At 69.8% G+C, this 1558-nt stretch carries 1 protein-coding gene; it reads left to right on the top strand.

The genetic code is table 11. The features are described 5' to 3' along the window. Positions 1-116: 116 nt before the first annotated feature. Positions 117-1487, top strand: a complete 1371-nt coding sequence (locus ACOV8S_RS18490) for an ABC transporter substrate-binding protein (RefSeq protein WP_448318933.1) — start codon at positions 117-119, stop codon at positions 1485-1487. Positions 1488-1558: the final 71 nt, after the last annotated feature.

The following is a 1558-nucleotide window of genomic DNA, read 5'->3' as shown; positions in this document are numbered from 1 at the left end:
CGCCCGCGCCGCCGACGTCGCGTCAGCAGCACGCGCGTAACCCGCTCTTCCCCTGGGAAGGCGCAAGTCGCAACGTCCACCGACACGTTCAGCGACGAACGAAGAACGGGGCAACGATGCGCGTACGCAAGGCGCTGACAACCTCTCGGATACCCACCGCCCTGGTGGCCACCTCCCTCGCCCTCGCCCTCGCGGCCTGCGGCGGCGGTGACGGCGACGACGGGAAGAAGGACAAGGCCGGCGGCAGCGGCGCCGCGAAGGAGACCGTCGACCTGCCCAAGCTCGACGGGGAGACCCTCGAGGTCGCCGCCGTCTGGACCGGCACGGAGCAGGAGAACTTCAAGAAGGTCCTCGCGGAGTTCGAGAGGCGCACCGGCGCGACGGTGAAGTTCGTGCCCGCCCAGGACCCGATCATCAACTTCCTCGGCTCCAAGATCGCCGGCGGCGCCCCGCCGGACGTGGCGATGCTGCCGCAGGTCGGCGCCATCCACCAGGCCGTGGAGAAGGGCTGGGCCAAGCCGCTCGGCGAGGAGGCCAAGGCGCAGCTCGCGAAGAACTACAGCCAGGGCTGGCAGGACCTCGGCTCCCACGAGGGCAAGCCGTACGGGGTCTACTACAAGGCCGCCAACAAGTCCCTGATCTGGTACAACACCCAGGTCTTCGAGAACGCGGGGGCGAGCGAGCCCAAGAGCTGGGACGAGCTGATGACCACCGCGCAGGCCGTCTACGACTCCGGCGTGACCCCGTTCTCGGTGGGCGGCGCCGACGGCTGGACGCTCACCGACTGGTTCGAGAACGTCTACCTCTCGCAGGCCGGCCCGGAGAAGTACGACCAGCTGGCCAAGCACGAGATCAAGTGGACCGACCCGTCGGTCAAGGAGGCCCTGACCACCCTGGCCCAGGTGTGGGGCAAGGCCGACTACGTCGCGGGCGGCGCGGACGGCGCGCTGCAGACGGAGTTCCCCGCCTCGGTGACCCAGACCTTCACCAAGGGCGACCAGCCGAAGGCCGCCATGGTCTACGAGGGCGACTTCGTACAGGTCAACATCGGTGAGACGGACGCCAAGGTCGGCACCGACGCCAAGGTGTTCCCCTTCCCGGCGGTCGGCGACAGCGCTCCGGTGGTCTCCGGCGGCGACGCCGCGGTGATCCTCGAGGACTCCAAGGCCTCGCAGGCGCTGGCCACCTTCCTGGCCTCCCCGGACGCGGCGGGCATCCAGGCGAAGCTGGGCGGCTACCTCTCGCCGAACAAGGCGGTGGACTCCTCCGCCTACCCGAACGAGGTGCAGCGCAAGATGGCCGAGGCGCTGATCGAGGCCGGTGACGACTTCCGGTTCGACATGTCGGACCAGGCCCCGCAGGCCTTCGGCGGCACGCCCGGCAAGGGCGAGTGGAAGATCCTGCAGGACTTCCTGAAGAACCCGAAGGACGTCGAGGGCGCCCAGAAGAAGCTGGAGGCCGCCGCGGCCAAGGCCTACGGGGACTGAGGCCCGATGGATCCGGCCGTGACCAAGGAGGGGTCCCCGGCGGCAGAGCCCGCCGGGGACCCCTCCTTGGT

The sequence above is a fragment of the Streptomyces sp. CO7 genome (genome assembly GCF_053474865.1).
Note: the sequence above shows the minus strand (reverse complement) of the source record. Positions and strands in the feature narration are given on the sequence as shown.

Bases quoted from the DNA above. Each gene is read 5' to 3' on its own strand.
- ACOV8S_RS18490 (WP_448318933.1), top strand. From the start codon at position 117: ATGCGCGTACGCAAGGCGCTGACAACCTCTCGGATACCCACCGCCCTG.